Genomic DNA, 1,924 nt, shown 5'->3' on the forward strand with positions numbered 1-1,924 from the left:
TGTCTTTCAGGCGTTTACCTAGCTTGGTTGCACTTGTGGCACCCTTCTCTGTTAGTGGTGAATCCTTTGAACCTTGAAGGCGATTTTCTAAATTCCATTGGGTCTCCCCGTGACGAGTTAGATATATAGTCAGCATTTTTTGCCTCCTCCCCCACATTCTCTTGGATCTAATATAGAAAGAATTGCGGACTAACATTGCTTCACCTAATTGCACTAACCAAACCACACTGGAATCTACGAAAACTCTCTTCCTGTCAACTCTTTGATCGTTGTGCAAAACATGTCCCAGCCTTCTGGGTAGTTGTTATCGCCGTGCTTTTTGATGTTTCTTCCTTCGCGCACTAATTCTACTTGCCAGTGGGTGCCGTCCATAACACCTGGATTGGGATACTCTTTTTTCCAGTTTAGGAGGTCCGCCCATTGCAAATTAAACATAAAAGTTTTCGCCTCGGCATCGGTAATAGGCTTGGTGATTGGGGGTTGCCAGATGCCCTCGCCCTCACTCTTACTCCATGAAACTTCTTCTGCTTCTAAATCTATTTCAACGTGATAACTTGGGCCGAAATATCCTCCCACCGTTGCGATGACACGATTAATTTTTTCATAAGCTCTGTCAATGGCCTCGTTCTTCGTCCATTCGTTGCCGCAGCTGTTGCAATGATAATCGGGACTATCCATCTCGACGCAGCAGCCGCCGAGCATGAACTTCCCCGCCTCAGCGTCCTTCATCGCCTCGTGTGTCGGCAGTCCGTAAATGATGTTGACCACGTTCCTAGAATTGCAATTTGGGCACTGCTTGTAATTTATTGCCATACGATTACCTCCTTTGGTGTGTGAACGTTTGATTGGTTCTGATCGCTGGTGCCGGCTGGTATCTGATCGTTTGATTGGTTCTGATCGCTTGATTGGTGATTGATCGTTTGATTGGTTCTGATCGCTGGTGCCGGCTGGTGTGTGAACGCTGGTGTGTGAACGGGAGATCCGTCCCTCCGTTTAGGCACAACACCAAATAACGCTACATACGATAGCTTATAATCAATGAAAGGATTGAAGAATATGTATCTTGGCTACTATTATCAGAATCTATATCCCTACCATCCGCAGGCATCTGCCCAGCCCCTAAATATGTATCAATATGGTAATTATAACATGTATCCATATCCTTATTGGGGATATCCTCAGGGGAATATGCCACATTTTTCCCATGCCCGAACTCCTGAAGATGGCGGGCATGCTGCGGAGATGAAGGATTACGGCCCAGAGCCATTTACTGTGAATATTGAGCAGGCGACCATGCAGAATCAAACATATCGTACCGCTTTGTGGACAGGGGAAAATTTGCAACTAACGCTCATGAGCATTAATCCTGGCGACGATATCGGTCTCGAGATTCACAACGACCATGATCAGTTCATTCGGATTGAGCAAGGCCACGGCCTCGTTTTTATGGGTGATGAAAAAAATAAGTATGATTTCGAAAAACATGTTACCGATGGCTCTGCCATCTTTATCCCAGCAGGAAAGTGGCACAACGTCGTAAACTATGGTCAAACTCCACTAAAACTATATTCGATCTATGCACCACCTGAACACCCAGCTGGGACAGTACATCCAACAAAGGCAGACGCAGGGGCGTAAACGGAGGTAAACGGAGGGACGGTTCTTGCGTTCACAGTGCGTTGTGATCACAAGAACCGTCTTTAGCTATAGAACAGTCTTTAGCTTTATGGTGACTTTTATCGGAAGAACCCGGCATCAAGGTTGAAGTTTTATCCTCCAATACATACACGTTTTCAGTTTGACGACAAATTTAGCTTGGTTTTGCTTGGTTTTGTCGTTAGTTCTTGGTTCTAACGACAATATTGCCTGATTCATACTTGGTTTTGTCGTTAGTTCTTGGTTCTAACGACAATATTGCCTGATT

General features: G+C 45.3%; 3 protein-coding genes. 1 reads left to right on the forward strand and 2 read right to left on the reverse strand.

Translation table 11 applies throughout. The annotated features are described in order from the left end of the window. A partial coding sequence (locus BW724_RS20410; protein ID WP_140355100.1) for a phosphoglycerate mutase family protein occupies nt 1–136 on the reverse strand: 136 nt, incomplete at its 3' end. 98 nt (nt 137–234) lie between these two features. Further along, a complete protein-coding gene (locus BW724_RS23820) occupies nt 235–813 on the reverse strand; it encodes a hypothetical protein (RefSeq protein ID WP_176371504.1) in 579 nt (192 codons plus the stop codon). Between the two features lie 312 nt (nt 814–1,125). Between BW724_RS23820 and BW724_RS20420 the strand changes: the two genes are divergently transcribed. Continuing rightward, nucleotides 1,126–1,638 carry a cupin domain-containing protein gene (locus BW724_RS20420; protein ID WP_417891447.1) on the forward strand — a complete coding sequence of 171 codons (513 nt, stop codon included), beginning with the start codon at nt 1,126–1,128 and terminating at the stop codon, nt 1,636–1,638. Nucleotides 1,639–1,924: the final 286 nt, after the last annotated feature.

The organism is Litchfieldia alkalitelluris, assembly GCF_002153425.1.
GTDB lineage: Bacteria > Bacillota > Bacilli > Bacillales > Salisediminibacteriaceae > Evansella > Evansella alkalicola.

Excerpts from the sequence above, each read along its gene's own strand:
- BW724_RS23820 (WP_176371504.1), bottom strand. The coding sequence starts at position 813 with ATGGCAATAAATTACAAGCAGTGCCCAAATTGCAATTCTAGGAACGTG.
- BW724_RS20420 (WP_417891447.1), top strand. The coding sequence starts at position 1,126 with ATGTATCAATATGGTAATTATAACATGTATCCATATCCTTATTGGGGA.